Raw genomic sequence first — 18,559 nt, 5'->3', positions numbered from 1 at the left:
TTCCTATTCGCAGCATCTATGGATCTGGTCGAGCAAAACGGTAGTGTTGTAGGCACTCTCTAGCGCCGAGGTCAACTTCCAGCCAGTAGAAACAACACCCTCAAGCTCATCGTACGCGTTCATTAGCACACGCTCAGAATCTACTTCAACGCTGTTCGTCACGACTGGCAAGACGTACGGAACCGAACCAATCGTCGTTTCTTTTGTCAGTGTTATTTCTGCATGATATCCGCCACCGGTAAAACGAATTCGGCCCCTCGTGCAAATAATATCGAGCTCAAATAGGTCAATCCCGTCGCGAGCAAGCGGATGAAGCCAAATAGCCGAACCGTCTGAACAGCCCGAGAGCAACACATGCGGGGATGCATAACTATTACCCGGGCAAACACTTTTAAGCTCGAGGGAACCAATCATCCACGAGACAAGGTTTAACAGATGTACACCGTTGTTACTTATGTCCCCGCGATACAATCCGGTAACAAGTTGCACTTGTCCACAACGACCACTCACAAGCTCGTTTCGTAAATGCTGCAACGCCTTGCTCCAGCGCCGAGAGTAATTGACAGTAAGGCCAATATTTTCACGTCTGCAGACAGCAAACAACTCATCTGCCTCTTGACGTGTTGTCGCTAGAGGTTTTTCGCAAAAGATGTGCCCTGCGCCGATCTTTACGGCGTCATTTACGATGCTCAAGCGATAGTTTGAAGGCGTCGCGACAACAACGAGATCTGGGTTGAGGCCAGCGAAGTCGAGTACAGTTAGCTTCACCGGCGTATCAGGAAAGCGGGCTACCGCTTCCTTTTGCCTTTCTTCACATGGGTCGACAAGGCCAGTAAGGTCAAACGCAGGATGCCGTTGAACGGCGAGAGCATGGCTTTGCGGAAACCCATCAACATCTGGGATTGAAGGATCATAAAGCATTCCCATCCCGCCGCACCCGACAACAACGGTCTTATGTCCCACGTCGTTCAGCTCTTTTCAAAAACTGGTTTGCGAAACTCTGTGGCTGGCGGCCAATTATCAAAATCATGTGGCGGTCTGGCTGCTTTGCATGAATGACAAGTAGCCATATCAGGCATGCAGTGCGGAGCAACCACATGAGGTTCTACGAGTTTCATAAAGGTCTCTTCGTCAATTCCAAGATATTCTAGGAAGAAGTCAAGCGCGTAAGGACGTCGACCATCATACTCCGAGACCAGCTTTTCACCATCGTCTCGAGAAAGTCGACCATTGCGGATATCAATGGATGCTAGGTGCGTCGTGCGACCAAAACCACGTTTCAGATATTTGATATAGTCACGAACACCCTGCATAAAGCATTCAATTTTCTCATAGCCATATTCGTCTGGAACACCTTCAACCTCGTCGCCTTGCCAGTCGAGTTCCTGCTCAATGATGTCGACTTGTTTCTTTACGTCCCAGGGAATGAAAGAACCGAGGCAAACTGAACGAACTTTTTGGCGCCGGATATCTCGGGCGGACGGATACCTATAAGGTTTCAAATCGCGCTCCGTGACCGGATAATCAGATATCGTATTGTCAAGCATGCCGATCATATCTTCGGCATTAATACCAAGATTTACGAACGCGTTGAATCGGCGTTCGTCAACTTCTTCATCGTCCTCGTAACTGTAGAACGACGAATATTCCGCAGATGGTTCGCCCCAAATTACAAGAGGAACATCATAGCGCAGGGCTACCCACATCGGGTAAGAAAAGATGCCTGTGTGGCAATGCCAACAGAAATCCCCTCTCCGCCGCAGGCTTTCGAACATCAATTTCCGCACAACCTGCCAGTTAGGCGTGAAGTGATGCACATCAACGCCTAACCGCCGAAATGTCTTTCGAGCGTTGTCATTAAGCCGTTGACGCAAAAATCCGTGATCAAACCGAACAACGAGGGGCTTCAAACCCAATTTCTTAACAATATACCAAAGCGTATAGGTTGAATCTTTACCCCCAGAGAATGGGACGATGCAATCATAGTCGTGCTTGCCTTTAACGCGTTCGATTATATCTGAAAATCGACTATAAGCAGCATCCCAATCCACTGCAGTGTTCTTATGTTCAATTTGCCGACAAACTGAGCAAACACCCTCGTCGTCAAAAGTCAACGATTCTGCCGTTTCAGGCATGAGACAACGTGAGCAATATCTCATTTGTATGCCCTTTCTGAATTCTAGATATTAGGTCAGTGGAAGGTAGCCGTGCTGCTCTAGGAGATGCCGAATTTCCAGTATAGACAGTTCTTCAACATTTTCGTTGCTGGAAAGAACAAAATCAGCAGAGACCAACTTCACATCATTTCCGAGTGTCGGCGACAAGGCCCAGTTATCAGACTGTGGAGCAATAATGTACCCTTGATCGTATTCATAGGTAAGGCGCGCGTCATCACGTGTAATCAGCATTTCATGAAGTTTTTCGCCCGGGCGAATACCAATGATCTTGTGCGGCAATTCCGGCGCCATAGCCTTAGCAAGTTCAGTAATTTTCGCACTGCGGATTTTCGGTACAAATATTTCGCCGCCGCTAGTGTGTTCAAAAGCAGCCAAAACAAGGTCAACGCCCTCTTCTAGCGTGATGAAGAAGCGTGTCATCTGTTCATCTGTTATTGGAAGCTCCGAAGCCCCTTCTCCGATGATCTTCTTGAAGAATGGAACGACAGATCCACGCGAACCAAGAACATTGCCATAGCGCACAACTGAAAAACGGGTACCACTTTCGCCGGACAAGTTATTAGCAGCAATGAAAACTTTATCAGAGGCAAGCTTGCTGGCACCATAAAGATTAATAGGGTTCGCTGCTTTGTCTGTCGACAAGGCCACTAGCTTCTGCACCCCAGCGTGAATGGCTGCTGTTGCAACGTTTTCAGCACCAATAACATTGGTTCGAATACACTCAAAAGGATTGTATTCCGCGATCGGCACATGCTTCAAGGCCGCAGCATGGACGACATAATCGACCTCTCTCATGGCCATTCTGAGCCGCGCTTCGTCACGAACGTCCCCGATAAAGTAACGCATACAAGAATAATCTGCCGGATTGAACCGCTGCGACATCTCATACTGTTTGAACTCGTCGCGACTAAAGACGATGAGTTTGTTCGGCCTGGAACTGGATAGAACCCTTTTCACGAACGCATGACCGAAAGATCCGGTGCCGCCTGTAACAAGAATATTCTTTCCGTCAAATACTGAACTCATTTTGGATTCAGGCATATAGCAATACTCGTCTTTTCGCTTCAAACGTTTGGGGTGCGGTTGCCGAGCTGTCGCGTTCTGTCTAACAGCTCTGCCAGAAGTTTCTCTGCAAGTGCGTACTGTTCCGTTGCATCGGCAAGAGCGCCTTGTTTATCAGATGCAACCGCCTGTGCAACAGCTTTAAGTGTATCATCGCGCAGATCAGCCATATAACCTTCACTATCCCAATAAGCGGGTTGCCCTTCCACGAAGTTAGTCAAGTGAGCATTCAGACCGGCAATTTCTGGGTGACGTCGAACAAAGTCTAAAATTTCTTGCATAGAAAAATATCGCTCGTCTGAGCCAAGAGCGCTGTAAATGGCGTCTGCAAAAGTAACGTCTTCCGGATAATCGACTGTCCATCGAAGATGACCAAGCTGTTCATCGCATTCAAGGTTTAGTGTTTTGAACTGACTAGGGAAATGGTGGATGTAAGACAGGCAATGGACGCGATGAGTCTTGAGGTTTGCAGCTTTCCACATTCTTTCAAGGGCATCGAACCTAATTACGTCTGTATCCATTCCCGCCGGGAAGGTCAGTTTTTCGATATTGCTAACGAAATCGGCGTCACTCTCAATCATCATCGAGTAGAGACGGTGCATAATCGCGTGATCCGGAAATGGGCAATCCCCGCCAATATGTATAACGTTGTCAGCATGAGTATATTTTGCGGCTTGGTAAAACCTGTCCAAAACGTCCTCGTTCGCACCAGCAAAAGGTGTCGCACCAGCTTGCGCACCTGCATCCAGCAACGGCACATCCTGAGGCGTATCTGGAGAAGCCAAGACAACCTCGTCAAACAGCCCAGACGAATGTAGGCGGTCGATAATGCGCGTGATTAAGGGCTTTCCACCGACATTGGCAAGGCTTTTCCCAGGGCGACGAGAAGAGCCCATTCGGGCGATCACCAGTCCAATTGTTTTCATTTATTTACTGCCAATTTGGCAACAACCCACTGAGCAACTGAGTCCGGCTTTCCCGTGACATTTTCCAGGAAGAGCTGGTAAGCTTGAAGGAGTTCATGCCTAACTTTTTCGGAAAGCATCAGGTTCTTGCATTCCTGCATCAGAACTTCCGGGTCGGTATTCACTGGGACATAGCCGCTTGCTGACGGAGGGAACAAGTCAGTTCCTATACGGTTTGGTTGCACTGATTTGGCAGGAACTCCTGAAATAAGAGCTTCGATCAAGCCAATTGAGCACATTCCAAATGCAAGATCGTGGTCTGAAAGGACGTCTGTAAGACGCACTTCGGGAGGCAAGAACTTTAGTTGTAAATTGTGGTGCCCTGGATATTCACTTACAATTTCTCGAAAGCGGGTTGTCTCCTCATACGGGTGAAACTTGACCGTTAGCTCAACAGGGTTGCCGCGTTCTGCTACCTCGATTGCAGCGGTATGAACGATTTCGAAAGAATTTACTTCGTCAAAACCTGGAGATTTGATCAGTCCATCCGTGACATCACCGTGGAAACGTTCACTGATAAACAAGCACCTTAACGCTTCCGCACCTAGCTGATGCTGCGATCCAAATTTACGTTTTGGACGCTGTTCAACCATCTTTCTGAGTGCGGGGTGTCCGCCTACCATAATTTCAGAAGGTTTGAAGCCATTATTTGCAAGTTGACCTGCCTGCTGCTTGTCAAGGGCAATGACACGTGGCGGGCGCCCAAACCTGAAGCGTTCATTTAAGTGGCTCCAGTAGTCAATCCAACACAATGCGTCAATACCGCCTCGTTCAGCAAAAGACCAAAGGTGGGCTTCGAAAGCAGTATAATGACTGCTACCTGTCAGAACTGCGGCAGGTGGGTCTTCATTCCAACATTCAAACAGTTCCTCTTCAGACACATTTTCGGGAAACGTTTTCATCTGAAGATCGAGGCTACTTAGAAGCGGGATAGCTTTGCCCATTGCCCAAATCCGAACCTGCTCCTTAGGAAGCTCCGACCAAGACGATAAAAATCCTGTCAGCACATTTGCTGCCCCCGGATCTCTTGCAGCAACGAGGAGATATTTTTTTGCCATTTATCGTGATTTCGTTATCTGTTTCATTTCGCTGCATCCGTCGATAGATGCCCGCACCGCAGACGCAGCTTTTACAGCATCAAGCCCGTCTTTTATGGTACATAACGGTTCGCAAAGGCCTAACACAACCCGTATAAAATGGTCAATCAAACCGGCGTCTGCACCTGTTAGGAATCTATTGGTCTGGAGCGTATATGCCGGGTCAGAACTGCTAACTGTCTCAGAGCTCGAAAACGCCGTGACCCCACCACGATGTAAGTCAAGTTCGATCGCCCCATCATCCGTAAGAATATCCATAAAAACGGTTTTCGAAAGCTGTGAAAGTGGTGGAGTGAGCCACATTGTCTCGAGGGTTGCGTCTGCGCCGTTTGCCAGCTTCACATCACATACAATCCCGCCTGTCTTACCGTCCTGCACCTTTATCTCTCGCCCAGAGACTTCAGAAATTGCGCTTCCTGTGAGGTAAACAAGCAAATCAAGATCGTGCGGCAATAACCAGAATACCGGATCAGTTCTTCCGGAAAGCCGTGCAAAGGCTTCACGATCCGCATTTCGTCGACCGTATATACGTCGAACAGTTCTCGAGTTTCCACTCTGATGCAAAAGCTCCCGCGCTGATACCGCGCGAGCATCGAAACGAACCGTATGACAAGGCATGGCGATTTTGTTACTGCTTTTAACAGCGTCGAAGATGCGTTGAGCGGAACCGAAATCGTCACTTATTGGCTTTTCAATTAGCAGATGCTTGCCATACTCCAAAGCAAGAATAGCTGCCGGTTCATGTGCCCATTCGGGGGTAGCAATGACGACTGCATCGATCTCTGAAAATCGCTCAAGTATATCTCGGCGCAGCCCCCCAGCAACAACCGGGACATCTGGAAATTCTGCCCGAACCTGTTTCACCCTCTCTTCGGAGTTCCCAACCAACGCTGCAATACTGGCACATGGATGCTCATGCAGAAGGCGCGCATACCGAAGGCCCATTCGCCCGCAACCTACAACCAAAAACGATACCTGATCCATACATTCCACTCTTTATCGGTCGGGAGAATATCAGTTTCCGGTTTTCCGAAATGCCTCAATAGCATCAAGGATTCGGATGTTTTGTAACGTTTCCTGCGAATCAACAGGTGCTATGCCAGTACGCACGAAAGTTACAACACGATCTAATGTACGTTTATAGAAATCACCTTCGGGGTTTGCTGAAACATTCCAAGTTTGTTTTGTTCCAACAACGTGCGCATCGTAACGTTCTGACCCTTCTTTCAGAAGACATAGATTTACATCATATCCGTTCGGATGGGTCAGACGGGCTTCCAATATGTGTGAATTGGTTCTAATGCCGCTTATCTCCAAACCTAATCCAAACAGTGCAGTGACCAGTTCCATTGCGTGGATCCCATAGAAATATGCTTCGCATCCCTTAGGTCCAAAATCCGGCCATTGAGCTAAACCTGCAACCATTCCGCCAATTATTTCATCTTCACTCAAGCGGTCAGCGACGTCTTCAACCTCCTTTGCAAATCGCAAAGGGGAAGCAGAAAAAATGGGAGTCTTGGCTTCTCGATAGAGACCAAATAGATAATCGGCTTCAGCAAGACTGTTTGTAAAAGGTTTATCGACATATACAGGAACGGCTGCATCAAGTGCCCGCTCTGCAACCTCCTTGTGGGTGTCTCCCCAACGTCCACAAATCATTATACCATCTACATTAGAGATCGCCTGCTCTAACCGCTCCGCGACCATGACCCCTGGACGAGCGATGCGGGCAGTATGAACTGGGTCCGTCCCCCAAAGACTGGTGATTGCCACGCCATCAGTTTGCGCAGCATAGTCTTGATAGACCTCCGCATGGGAACTGTCCGTTTGCAAAAGCGCTAACCGAATCATGCCGCCCCTTTCTTGTTTGCCTTAATGCAAGACACGCATAGCGAGGCAACATCATCTGCGGCGTGTCCGGTGACATTCAATTCTCTCGAAAACTCTTCTTTGATTTGAGCCGACACAACAGATCGTAAATCTTTATCCAACATGCTGCGCGCCCAATCGCCGACAAGCTTTGGCGTTCTAAGAATTCTGAGTGCTTTAAAATTCTTATAAATCGGCGCATTTTCCTGATAATAGTCAATCACAGCAGACGGTATTCCCATAGAGCCAGCCCAACTAATTGTGCTTGAGTAAGATGCAATAAAGATGTCCGCTCCTGATAAGACGTACGAGAGCTTCAACTGACTAATTGAACATTGACTATCTAAGCGCTCAAGGTGTTCATGACGCTCTGGATTGTCCTTTGGATGAATTGAGAGAATAACCCTATATCCAGCCAGGATGAGTTGCTCGACTGTTTGTTCAAGCACTTCTGATGAAAAGTTTGGCGCATCAGAGAAGTGCTGCGGGACCGAAAAAACCGCCACTGGAGGTAGATTTCTTGTACCGATCGTATCTTGTGATGTAACAAGGAAATCAAGCGCCGGAGCGCCAACAACCAGAATTGGTGCTGGCTTCCATCCAATATCAGACACAATATCGTCGTTTTCAGACGCATTCTGAACCGCGAGTGCGTCTACATACCCACTACCACCCATTACCCAAGGATTTTTGATATTGAACCCAAATACCTTGAGGACCAAGGTCGTCGCTAAGTTATAGAAACTCACAACTTTATTGCCTCTAACCCTAATCCCGGCCGGAAGCAATTTACTTGCAAGAAATGCTTTTACACCATGCAGACAAGTATCTGATCTCTGACGCCGCCGCATTTCGATATTAGCCGGCGAGGAAACAAGAGCGCCACTGTGCAAAATTACAGGTATTTTTCTTCTATAACAGGTCTTGATGAACGGAAGGGTCACAAAAGGCAGACGATCATCCGGAACCACCACGACAGTCGGCCTTACGCTATCAAGCAAGGCCGATGACCTCTGCAATTCCCCGCACATTCGATCTGACAAGTCTAGAACATCTCGGAAAATCCGAAATTGCACAACTCTAAACGCACGGAAAATCCATCTCCGAAACTTCCCTGACATCCCCGCCGCCTCAAAATCGACTAGCACCCTTGTGCTTGGTTTCAAAGAAGCATCGCTATCGATTATGCGCCAAGCGGCCGTTTCACGGGATCTAGCAACGTAAGCGGCGCTAATGCCATGCTTTTGATCCAAAACCCGCGCTATTTGCTGATAAGGCTGAATTGAAGTTGGATGCGCACAATAAAAAAGCACAGTATCTTGCGTCAAATGCCCGTTACCCGCGCTTTCTAAGAACATAAATAATTTCGACTGGAGCCTTTTTCTGTCCAAAATCCAATTCTGGTTTCACGAACGGGCGTAGAAGGTCAACCCAGATGTCGATCCACTCCTGCTTGATTTCGGTGCGCTTGTCCAATGGCAAGGCTTGCGCCATTTTAACCATGACCGGCGAAATTGGTCTGAGACCAATGTATTCGATCATGCTGTGCACCCACGTCATTTGTGGGCGCTTCGATTCAATTTCAAAGCCAGCGTTTGTGAGGATATCATCCCATTCATTTGCCCCTCGCAGCCCCTTATAGTTCTCTTTTCTGCCACGATCGATCAACTTCAACCATTCGGAGCCGAGTACCCCCTCGTATTGGTCTAGTGTATAGTCTTGCGTAGAACGTGTCATAAGTGGGAGGACACAGATGCCGTCTTCTGCAAGAACGCGTTTCAACTCAGATAAATGCAAATCGAGGTTGGATACCCAGTAGGCGCTATTACTAAAAATGCTTTTGAAGTACCCGTCTTCAAACGGTAACGGCGTATTGTTATCGTGTACTTTCAAATTGTCGTAAAAACCAACAGCGGCCGACTTTTTTAGTAAATCCTCTTTCCAGTCAATTCCCCAGTCCATCCTGTAAGCTGACTGCTTTGTTACTAGTGGTTTATAGCTATCAGTCCAAGCGTCATAAATGTCGGCACCAGAGTAAAACGATTCAAGTCTATCAACTGAGTTATAAACATCAAATTCAGGTGCGAGCTCGCCGCCTGCACGAAGAAAACTGAACAGACCATCTCCACAGCTGCTGTCGAGCGACGGAGATTCGAAGATAATATCTTGCATAGCCATACAGTTGATTGCTCGCCACATAGCGTTTTCTGGACGCAGCCAGTAAATATTAAGGAAAGCGCGCAAGTATTTTTCAGAAGGAAGCATTTTCTTGTCCATTGGCGAATTGTCGATCAATTAATAAATGGGCGGGTGAATTGTGCAGTAACTCTGCGGCTCGTTAACTCACAAAGCTTTTCCGGAGATGGCTGATGCTCCAGAAAATCGGCAGCAACAGCATCGGTGAAATCGACGCCTCTCGAATAGCGCAGTTCTAAACTCTTGTCTTGAGGAACAGGTTCAAATTGCGTGAGCATTCCACTTTTTAGGTCGTCGACGATGGCCTCATGAGCAACCTTTACTGCCTGCATCGTGTAAATAAAGGGATCTATTTCCTCTGCTTTGGGCATCGCATGACGAACTATCGCGCCACTGTCCAGCCCTCTTGTAATACGATGAACTGTCGCTCCCACCAAATCTGGCCTTTGGTCTCTGACAGCCCAGAAATTGCAAGAATGTCCACGATACCAAGGAGCGAGGCCCATATGAATATTGACAGCCTTCTTATTGATTAACAATTCCACCATGTCATTCTTGATATAACTGGCACCAAATACGATCATGGCGTCTGCTTCGGCAGCCTCCCCCAAAATTTTGGGCGGCACTAAACTCAGATCATCATACTTGAGCGCGAGTGTCCGCAGGTTTGACGGCAGGAATCGGGGGACATCAAAAATAGCTTTTTCGGCGCGCATTACATTCTCAAAGTATTGCCGCATCACATCGGATTTCCGGAAAAAATCTTCGACCTTTCCCGGAAACAGCGTGTTAGTTTCCTGAATAACAAAAACGTCGTCAAATTCCTGCGCAAGCCGTTCAGCAAAAGCAATATGTCGTGCAGAATTATTGGTGAAAAGCAAGATTTTCATGAATACATCTCATCAAGATAATACATATGGTCGATACGTCTGTAGTCCAGATTGCGAGTTATCGGAGGATTCATATCAGCCCTGAATCCAATGCTTATATTCAGATCACGCAAAATGTCGATGGTTTGGTCTGTAAATGCGTTACACGGATGAGAGACGGTTTCTGGAGGTTTCCGCAAAACCTCAGACAAAACTTCAGAATTTTTCCTGTATTCTGCTTCCTGCAAATCCACTGCTAAGAGATCCATCCTCATTGGATGACTATAAGAATGCAGACCGACTACATGACCCTTTGCTTCAAGTTCGATCAAATTCTTTGGCTTCAGCCAAAGTTGCTTTACGAGATCAGACACCTTCACACCCTTCTTAAGCATCAACATGTCGATAACCTCGTTGCAGCAAACTTCGCCCGGCTTAATGTCACGAACAAATCGATAAGACCGCTCTGCTCGCGTATAGAATGTCCATTCACTCAAATAGGACACAGCCTGCGGCTCAGAAATTGCCGCCAAAAAGGCATCCTTCCAACTAGTTTCTATACAGGTCTCAAAAAATTCGTCATAAAATTCGTCAAAGGAATTAAAGGATGTCGCTATAAAATGCTTGTGAATGTCGCTAGGGATTGAGACGCCAGTAAGTGGTGCTCCCGGACAAAACCAGAAGGCCGTACAATTGAATTTTTCTAGCACAGGCAAAGCTATGTCATACTGACAAGCAAGGCCATCGTCAAAGGTGAGGCAAATATCGCGTCCTTGCAAAGTTCCGTTGCGCGCCTTTTCAGCCCACTCCAATGCATCATGCAGCCTGTAGTGTTGGCTGGCATGCTCAAGTATTCTCTCAAGGCACTGACCATCTATCGTACCTGTCATTTTCGGATGGCTGGAGCCATGGAAGCTATGAAACATAAGTCCAAATGCACTATCTTCTATCATTTGGTCGCCTCAGATTCAGACATTGCACGCAATTTTCTACCTAGCTCTGATACAAAGGAGACTTCCGTGTCGTAGCCCTTAGGTAACTGTGTCCATAGCTGTTGAAACGCCTTGCGGCTATGACTGCTCCCACCAGGCGGTTGTATTATCGGGTTAACACAACCAGCCCTAAATGCTGGCCATGTCTTTTCAAACAACTCTTCTATTCGCCTCTTTAGGGTAAAATAACTACTTTTAAGTGTATCTCCATCAACAAAATCAACCTTTTCTTGTGCAAGGATAGGACCAGTATCTAACTGCGCATCAACAAGATGGATAGACACCCCTTTAGGTGTATTATCGAAAAATGACCAAAAGTTTGGATCAGCCCCCCGGTTCCACGGCAGGTAGGAAATGTGAAGGTTCAATATGCGGCCAAAAGCTGGTTTGGTAATAGTTTCTGGGATCACTTTCCGGTAACCGTAAGAAACAAAATAATCAAACTCCTGCAAATGCGCCTCTTTAAGGTCTTCCACACTCGCCCAAATGTCACCACACTTTTCAATTGGCCATGCAATGGGCTCTGGTTCTGGTGACAAAATGCCAACCCTCAACGGCTCTTGAAAGGGTTTACGAACCATGGATAAGATGATCCCAACGAAGAGCAGTTCCCCGTGATAGTTTCTCTGCTGCACGCAATCCCATTACTTCATCATAAAACTTTGGAGCTAGGCCAAATCCTGGCCGAATTGACCTGACATTTTCCGAGGTAATGGCTTCGCCTTTTTCAACGTCTTGGACAACATAAAGTGATCGACGAAACACCATTGATCCTTTTTCAGCATCGGTCACGCCAATACGAGGAGACCCGATAGCTGAATGCACTGTTTTTACTTGATCGACAAGTTCAGTCAGTTCATTTGGCTCGAGCGAGAATGCAGCATCGGGGCCGCCATCTGCTCGCCTTAAAGTAACATGCTTCTCAATTACGCACGCTCCCAGCGCCACCGCAGAGTTAGCAACCAGTGTACCGAGTGTGTGGTCAGACAATCCTACGGTCACACCGAAACGGCGACCAAGCTCAGGGATCGTACTCAGATTGTAGTCCTCGGGCTTCGACGGATAAGCACTAATACAATGGAGCAAAATAACCTCAGGCGCGCCAGCATCTCTGGCAGCATCGACGGCTTCCTCCACCTCATCCATCGTAGCCATCCCAGTAGAGATAATAAGCGGCTTTTTCTTAGATGCAGCGTAACGAATCAACGGAATGTCAATGCATTCAAAGCTAGCGATCTTATATACGGGTGTCCCCAGCTCCTCTAGAAAGTCAACAGCAGTAAAGTCGAAAGGAGACGATAAAATTGCGATATTCAACTCGGCGGCGGTTTTGAACAACTCCTTATGCCATTCCCATGGAGTATGGGCTTCTTGATATAGCTCATAAAGGTGTCGCCCCGCCCAAGGACCGCCGTCAATTTGAAAATCAGGTGATGCGTGATCAATGGTGATGGTGTCTGCAGTATAAGTCTGCAGCTTAACTGCGTCGGCACCGGCGTTTTTCGCCGCCCGAATCATTTCCTTCGCCCGTTCAATATCTCCATTATGATTGCCAGAAAGTTCGGCAATTACATAGGGGGGATGCTGTGCCCCGATAAGACGGTTTTTAATGGCAAACACCATGATTTGGTACCTTAATTATAATAGTCTGACTCAATTACAAGCGGCTGTGAGCTTCTCAGCTATACGCAACGCACCCTGACCATCGCACAGGCCCAAAGCCGCCTTTGACATTACTGAATATTGTGAGCTTGATTCGGTCATCTGCTCTAGCGCCCCGACCAATTCAGTCTCAAACGAGTCCACGGGAACAAAGTACGCAGCGCCAGCTTCTTGCAGTCCACGCGCGATGTCATTCTGGTTTTCCGCAATAGACGTCACAATGGAGGGAACAGCGCAAGCACATCTTTCCCAACTTGCAGAGCCAGACGCACCGATTGAGAAAGAACAGCGATCCAACAAGTCCGCAATCTCACTGCCGCTTGCGTTAACCGTCACAGAAAGGTGTGGTGCAAAGTCTTTAAGCTTCTTTTTCAGCTTACTGCCACAGACAATATGGAGTTTAGACGAATATTCCATCCTCATCAGAACTCTAAGCGAAGTTTCGTATAACTCGTCCTGATCACTTCCACCGAACATGACAAGAACAAACGAATGGCGGCGCGGATCGCTAGCTACACGAGGCTCTCTAGGTTTATGAAAATCAGGACGTAGCAACGCATAGTGTGGCCCGACAATTACATCGCACCCCTTCGGCACAAGGCCATTGTACTGGCTTACAGAACGGCCCGGCGTTGGGTCGAGTAAGAAGTCAACATCGTGGCACCTTACAGGCCTGTCATCGATTGCCATTACGGGCATATGACGTTTAATCCGTGTCTCAAGGCCAATTGGGATTGTATATCCATCGATCACAGCAATTTTCTTCGATCTGCTATCTACATCATGAAGAATGTTGACTGCTGCTTCGTCATCGTTGGATACAAGACACAGCTTATCGAAAGCTGATTTAACCACAGGAAGGTATGGTTCCGAGTTCCTTTGGGTAACCAGTTCAGTCTGCCAACCAAGGTTTCGGAATGTTGCGGCAAGAGCACTTGATCGTACCAAGTGTCCCGCACCAATCTTCCTGTCAGCATCAGCTCTAAAGACTACACGGCCATTATCGTGCATCCGCAACTGCTTCTCCGACAATACCCAAAACGGTTTCCGCTACAAATACAGCGTCGGTATCCTTCATTTCCGGAAACAATGGAAGCGAAATACAGACGTCATAAAATTCTGTTGCCCCCGGAAAATGAACGGAAGACATCCGCTCTCGACCGTAGCGCTCCTGATAGTATCTCAGCAAAGGCGATGGAATATAATGAACCTGAGACAGAATTCCTTTCTGTTTCAATTTATCCATAAACTCTGCCCGATTCATACCGATCTTATGGAAATCAATTAAGAGAACATAGAGATGCCACACCGGACTGACACCCTCAATTCGGTCAAGTGGGCGCAGGCAAGGATGAGCTGAAAAAAACGATGAATCGTAGATTCTCGACAAGGCCTTTCGCCGGTCGATAAATTGGTTAAGTCGCTTCAGTTGGGAAAGCCCTAGCGCGCAAAGAATGTCTGGCAAACGGTAATTCAACCCCAAGTCTACCATGTCATAGAACCACGGGTTCAGTACTTTTTCGGTATCAGCAAAGGCAAGTGGATTCTCGGCAATTTCATTCACGTCTCTGGAAATGCCATGGCTACGCAGTTGCTTTACCTTCCTATCGAGCCTAGGGCAATTCGTGGCAATTGCCCCACCCTCACCAGTGGTAAACGTTTTTACCGGGTGGAATGAGAAAACAGTAGCCCGGCTCCAACGACAATCGCCAACAGTTCCTGCTAAACCATCAAAATCGTACTCGGTCGCGACAGCATGACACGCGTCCTCACCAAGCCAGAAGCCAAACTTATTGGCAATTTGTGCAAGTTCATCCATTCGCGGCATTTGCCCTGCGTAGTGCGTTATCCACGCACCAACCGGCAACTTCCCATATATTTTTTTTACCTCCAGAACAGCTGCTTCTAGGGTTTTGGTAGTTACAAGACCTGTTTTTGGGTCGGCATCGGCAAAAACGACTTCGGCACCACATAGTCGAACTGCATTTGCTGTAGCCGCAAATGTCAGGGCAGGCGCGATAACAACGTCGCTGGCTCGTACACCCAGAGCGAGATTTGCCAGATGCAAGGCTGCAGTACCACTATTAACGACGCAAACATGGCCAGATCCTGTGACGGATTTGAAGGCCTCCTCAAACTCCTCGACGATCGGCCCAGTTGTTAGGAAGTCAGATTTAAGAGCTTTGCAAACCGCGTCAAGATCGCTGTCCTCAATCGACTGACGACCGTACGGTAGCAACGTTTTTCGATGCGTCGAATTCATTGGCCAACTCCAGAGAATGGAGACATTAGCTCTACAATAGTTCCGTCTACGTACCGCCCTTCAAAACTGAAGTGGTTCCGCAATGTAGCCACCTTATGAAAGCCAGCCTTCCTGAAGGCACTTTCTGATGCTTGATTCGGTTCGTATATACCTGCAGTCAGCTTTACCAATGACATCGTAGAGAAGGCATGCGCAGCTGCAATAGTAATTGCCTTCGGACCAACACCGCGGCCTCTTGCCGATGCTTCACCAATGAGCAATGCGACTTCTGCCCTCCGATGAAGCCTATCAATTGCTGATAACCGAAGATTACCCACATGTACGCTATCCAAGCATATCCGAAACAGCTTCGACTTACTGGAATTAGCTGCTGAACTCACATACGCTCGCGCCGATTCCAATGTGTGGCTCATCCAGCGTGCCTCTGTATAGCGTACAACCGCTGGATTGTTGATCCAGGAAACATATTCTGCAGTGACATGGGCTGGATCGAAGACGTCGAGTGACACATCATCTAAACTCATAACCTCAGCAATCGCCGCGTAGTCATAATTCATTACGCGATCTCCTCCATTTCTTCGATACGCCATTTGGTAGCTGAGATGTGCCTTATGCCATCAGGGCCGTGAATATAGTATATTGATAGTATCGATTTATCATTGAGCATCACAGAACATGGATAACCACAGTCCCACCCTGCAGAGTCATCGCGCAAAACAATTTTGCGTTCCACTTTGAAAGAACTTTCTGACACATTGCAAATTGCGGCCTGAATTCCGAAAGGCGTTCTTCTGTGACCGAAAGTACATAGGACCCTGCCATTGCCAAGGTTAAGTCCATGAGCAGGTTGTCCCCACACCGGTGTTGGTTCTGGTTTGGTCCATGTCATTCCTGCGTCATCGGAGCGCGCCCAGTGAAGCCGCCCCATCCCGCCTTCCGTAACGTGTTCACCTGTGTCTACAGTAAAAGATGTATCTGCTCTAACCAACGCGATGATCGTTTCCACATCAAGTGAAACCAAAGAAACTTCGTTGAAATTTTTATGCTGCCGATACAAGAGGCCTAAGGCGGGGTCTCCAGCAAGTTTAGTGACATCACCCCACGTTCGGCCCTCATCGAAAGAACGTAGTATCGCTGCACATTCCGTCGTTGTTGGCCAACCGCCGTAAACTGCTTGCAGCAGGGAACCGTCTTCAAGCTCTATTGGCGCTTCTCGGCTAACCGCATGTCGCCAGAAAGTGTCTTCAACTTGGCTTTCGGTAGCGCTCCAGCTGCTTCCTTGATCTCTGGAAATAAAATATTCATTGCCATTCAACATTCCGACTTGGGATGTACGTACATAGTGGCGATGAATTGGGCCCTTCAGCATGTGCCGATCTTTTGATGCAACTAATCTCCAACATGCTGCTCTCAGAATCCATGTCCCATTAGCACAAATCATAATGGATGGATCACTGTAAGCATTCTCTCCAGAGCGAATAACCTCGCGCGCATTTGACCAACTCTTACCAGAGGTGTCTCCTGTCGAGATCATTATCCTGCTGTCGATGTCTTGATGGGTGTGAACACCCATTATGGCAGCCCGTGCGCTTTCTGGCCCAGCTTCTCGAAACACACAGACAAGACGACCGTCAGAAAGCCGCGCAACAGATGGAAAACTGGCGTAGCGATCATTCACACGGTGTATGATGATATGTTCCATAATATCGCGCCTCGCCCAGATGTAATCTCGAATGCCTCGTATTTATCACGAATGAAATATGTATCAAGGCTCTGAATTGGCATAAAGCTCTGGACGGCTCAAGAAAACCTAGCCTTTTCCTTGGAACTTAAACAAAGCAAGAGGGGTGTTTCTCCATTCAATTTCACAAGAGGCTTGAACTTATTGTGACAAATTCAAGCCTCAGCTAGGTTGAGCTAACTCGGTCGGGCTTGGCCTGAACGAGGCTCTGATGCGCCGTATTCGCGAACATGCACCGCAGGCCGAACTGGTAATGAATTTCGGCTGCCGCATCGGCACCGAAATCATTTGCGAGTGCTTTAAAGCCAATGGCTATCGCCCAGAGAAAATCGCATCGAAAATCGTGCTGCAACATGCCGGCACGGATATCTCGTTCTTTGTGATGCTCGAAAAGGCGCTGAGTGGCACCGGGCTTGAAAAGCAGCTGGTCTGCAAGTTCTATGGCGACCCGGAAGGCAAACAACCGCTTTCGGCCACCAAGGCCCAGGAAATGATCAACAAGGATCCGAATGTGCCGCTTTATCACGAAGTGGCGGTCATTCGCGGCGTGCCGGTCTAAGATCGATCACCATTCAGATCAAAACAACAACACCCCGCAGCCTTGGCTGCGGGGCGTTTTTTCGTTTGGGCCAGAAGGCTGCTACCTTAATGCAATGTCTGACCAGAGGTCTGATCGGGTTCACCCGGTATGATCAGATCCCCTGCCAAAAGCGCCAAATTGTCACTGGCGCGCGCAACGATAATCCGACCTTCGACCGGGCTACCTTTTTCCTGTCGCAGAACCCCCAGCGTATCTGAAACCACATCAAACCCGCATTCGGCCAACCATTCACCAATGGCGCGCTGGTGATGGCGGAACCGTTGGCCGGGGCCAAGGTCAAACGGGAAGGCATCCCCATGTTCGAGCGTGAAGACCAAAAGCGCCCCGGGCCGCATCCGCGCATGCGCCGCCTGCAGGGCCGGCGCCAGATCGCCAAGATAATTCAGAACATCTGCGGCAATCACCAAGCTGTAATCGGTGCCGATTTCATTGGGCATGTCGGTTATGTCACCGGCGATCAGGGTTCGATACAGCCCCTTGGCGCGCGCCCGGTTGATCATCCGCGGCGACAGGTCGATACCATCAATCGCATCGACATGGGCAGCAAAGACCTCGGCGACCAGGCCGGTGCCACAGCCAAGATCAAGCACCTCGAGCGGGCGCAACGTGTTGGGCAAAAGAGGCCGGATGGCTTCAAACAGCAATTCCGGACCGCGATAGGCCAGACGATCCCGCAGGCTGATTTCAAAGCGCGGGGCATAATCATCAAACAGGGCGCGGACATAATCCGGCGGCAGGCGATCGCGAAGGGTAGCTGCGCCGAGCAATGTCAAACGTACTTCCGCGCCCATGCGATCTTTGGGATCGAGGATAAGATACTGACGGAAAGCCTCGATGGCGTTTTCGGTTTCGCCTGCGCGTTCATAGATGTCGCCCAGCGTGAAATGGGCTTCGTCCCATTCACTGTCCGCAGCCAAAGCAGCACGCGCAACCTCAACCGCAGCGACATGGTCGCCCCGCGAGACCAGTGCCAGTGCGACATCAAGCCGCCGACTGGCCGACAGACGATCTATGCTCATCTATGTACAGATTTCCGAATAGGGGGCTTGAGCACGATGCCGAAAC

19 protein-coding genes are annotated in these 18,559 nt (G+C 48.5%); 1 reads left to right on the top strand and 18 read right to left on the bottom strand.

What is annotated here, in order from left to right; genetic code table 11:
- Positions 1–3: 3 nt before the first annotated feature.
- From ACXAF0_RS02675 to ACXAF0_RS02595, 17 genes are read right to left on the bottom strand one after another with little or no spacing between them, the layout of a single operon-like run.
- Positions 4–921, bottom strand: coding sequence for a Gfo/Idh/MocA family protein (locus tag ACXAF0_RS02675; protein ID WP_475343425.1), 918 nt, complete (start codon positions 919–921; stop codon positions 4–6).
- A gap of 47 nt (positions 922–968) precedes the next feature.
- Entirely contained in the window at positions 969–2,159 is a 1,191-nt protein-coding gene (locus ACXAF0_RS02670) for an N-acetyl sugar amidotransferase (protein WP_475343423.1), read from the bottom strand.
- A 27-nt stretch (positions 2,160–2,186) separates the two neighbouring features.
- Positions 2,187–3,218 carry a UDP-N-acetylglucosamine 4,6-dehydratase (inverting) gene (pseB, locus tag ACXAF0_RS02665; protein ID WP_475343420.1) on the bottom strand — a complete coding sequence of 344 codons (1,032 nt, stop codon included), beginning with the start codon at positions 3,216–3,218 and terminating at the stop codon, positions 2,187–2,189.
- A 23-nt stretch (positions 3,219–3,241) separates the two neighbouring features.
- Positions 3,242–4,165, bottom strand: a complete 924-nt coding sequence (locus tag ACXAF0_RS02660; RefSeq protein WP_475343418.1) for a cytidylyltransferase domain-containing protein — start codon at positions 4,163–4,165, stop codon at positions 3,242–3,244.
- Positions 4,162–5,262: a hypothetical protein gene (locus tag ACXAF0_RS02655; RefSeq protein WP_475343416.1), complete on the bottom strand. Its 1,101-nt coding sequence runs from the start codon at positions 5,260–5,262 to the stop codon at positions 4,162–4,164. Before ACXAF0_RS02655 ends, ACXAF0_RS02660 begins: the two co-directional genes overlap by 4 nt.
- The gene (locus ACXAF0_RS02650) at positions 5,263–6,285 is read right to left on the bottom strand and encodes a Gfo/Idh/MocA family protein (RefSeq protein ID WP_475343415.1); all 1,023 of its coding nucleotides are present in this window, start codon (positions 6,283–6,285) and stop codon (positions 5,263–5,265) included.
- Positions 6,286–6,315: 30 nt separating this feature from the next.
- Positions 6,316–7,152 (bottom strand): Gfo/Idh/MocA family protein, encoded by an 837-nt coding sequence (locus tag ACXAF0_RS02645; protein WP_475343413.1) that lies wholly within the window; start codon positions 7,150–7,152, stop codon positions 6,316–6,318.
- Positions 7,149–8,498 carry a hypothetical protein gene (locus ACXAF0_RS02640; protein ID WP_475343411.1) on the bottom strand — a complete coding sequence of 450 codons (1,350 nt, stop codon included), beginning with the start codon at positions 8,496–8,498 and terminating at the stop codon, positions 7,149–7,151. Before ACXAF0_RS02640 ends, ACXAF0_RS02645 begins: the two co-directional genes overlap by 4 nt.
- Before the next feature lie 7 nt (positions 8,499–8,505).
- The gene (locus tag ACXAF0_RS02635; protein ID WP_475343407.1) at positions 8,506–9,435 is read right to left on the bottom strand and encodes a methyltransferase domain-containing protein; all 930 of its coding nucleotides are present in this window, start codon (positions 9,433–9,435) and stop codon (positions 8,506–8,508) included.
- 26 nt (positions 9,436–9,461) lie between these two features.
- The gene (locus tag ACXAF0_RS02630; RefSeq protein ID WP_475343406.1) at positions 9,462–10,256 is read right to left on the bottom strand and encodes a formyltransferase family protein; all 795 of its coding nucleotides are present in this window, start codon (positions 10,254–10,256) and stop codon (positions 9,462–9,464) included.
- Complete coding sequence (locus ACXAF0_RS02625; RefSeq protein WP_475343404.1) at positions 10,253–11,188, bottom strand: polysaccharide deacetylase family protein; 936 nt, start codon at positions 11,186–11,188, stop codon at positions 10,253–10,255. Before ACXAF0_RS02625 ends, ACXAF0_RS02630 begins: the two co-directional genes overlap by 4 nt.
- Positions 11,185–11,808: a formyltransferase family protein gene (locus tag ACXAF0_RS02620; protein WP_475343403.1), complete on the bottom strand. Its 624-nt coding sequence runs from the start codon at positions 11,806–11,808 to the stop codon at positions 11,185–11,187. Before ACXAF0_RS02620 ends, ACXAF0_RS02625 begins: the two co-directional genes overlap by 4 nt.
- Entirely contained in the window at positions 11,798–12,850 is a 1,053-nt protein-coding gene (gene pseI / locus ACXAF0_RS02615; protein WP_475343399.1) for a pseudaminic acid synthase, read from the bottom strand. Before pseI ends, ACXAF0_RS02620 begins: the two co-directional genes overlap by 11 nt.
- A gap of 30 nt (positions 12,851–12,880) precedes the next feature.
- Positions 12,881–13,900: a UDP-2,4-diacetamido-2,4,6-trideoxy-beta-L-altropyranose hydrolase gene (pseG, locus tag ACXAF0_RS02610; RefSeq protein WP_475343397.1), complete on the bottom strand. Its 1,020-nt coding sequence runs from the start codon at positions 13,898–13,900 to the stop codon at positions 12,881–12,883.
- Positions 13,890–15,152 carry an aminotransferase class I/II-fold pyridoxal phosphate-dependent enzyme gene (locus ACXAF0_RS02605; RefSeq protein WP_475343395.1) on the bottom strand — a complete coding sequence of 421 codons (1,263 nt, stop codon included), beginning with the start codon at positions 15,150–15,152 and terminating at the stop codon, positions 13,890–13,892. Before ACXAF0_RS02605 ends, pseG begins: the two co-directional genes overlap by 11 nt.
- A complete protein-coding gene (locus ACXAF0_RS02600; protein WP_475343394.1) occupies positions 15,149–15,709 on the bottom strand; it encodes a GNAT family N-acetyltransferase in 561 nt (186 codons plus the stop codon). The genes ACXAF0_RS02605 and ACXAF0_RS02600 overlap by 4 nt, the downstream gene beginning before the upstream one ends.
- Positions 15,709–16,854, bottom strand: a complete 1,146-nt coding sequence (locus ACXAF0_RS02595) for a sialidase family protein (protein WP_475343390.1) — start codon at positions 16,852–16,854, stop codon at positions 15,709–15,711. Before ACXAF0_RS02595 ends, ACXAF0_RS02600 begins: the two co-directional genes overlap by 1 nt.
- A gap of 250 nt (positions 16,855–17,104) precedes the next feature.
- Between ACXAF0_RS02595 and ACXAF0_RS02590 the strand changes: the two genes are divergently transcribed.
- A complete protein-coding gene (locus ACXAF0_RS02590; protein ID WP_475343387.1) occupies positions 17,105–17,452 on the top strand; it encodes a hypothetical protein in 348 nt (115 codons plus the stop codon).
- An 86-nt stretch (positions 17,453–17,538) separates the two neighbouring features.
- Here ACXAF0_RS02590 and ACXAF0_RS02585 read toward each other — a convergent pair whose 3' ends face one another.
- Entirely contained in the window at positions 17,539–18,513 is a 975-nt protein-coding gene (locus tag ACXAF0_RS02585) for a methyltransferase domain-containing protein (RefSeq protein WP_475343386.1), read from the bottom strand.
- Positions 18,514–18,559: the final 46 nt, after the last annotated feature.

It is taken from the genome of Thalassospira sp. ABD4_177 (assembly GCF_056160125.1).
The sequence above is the reverse complement of the archived record's forward strand: the minus strand, read 5'-3'. Positions and strand labels throughout refer to the sequence as shown.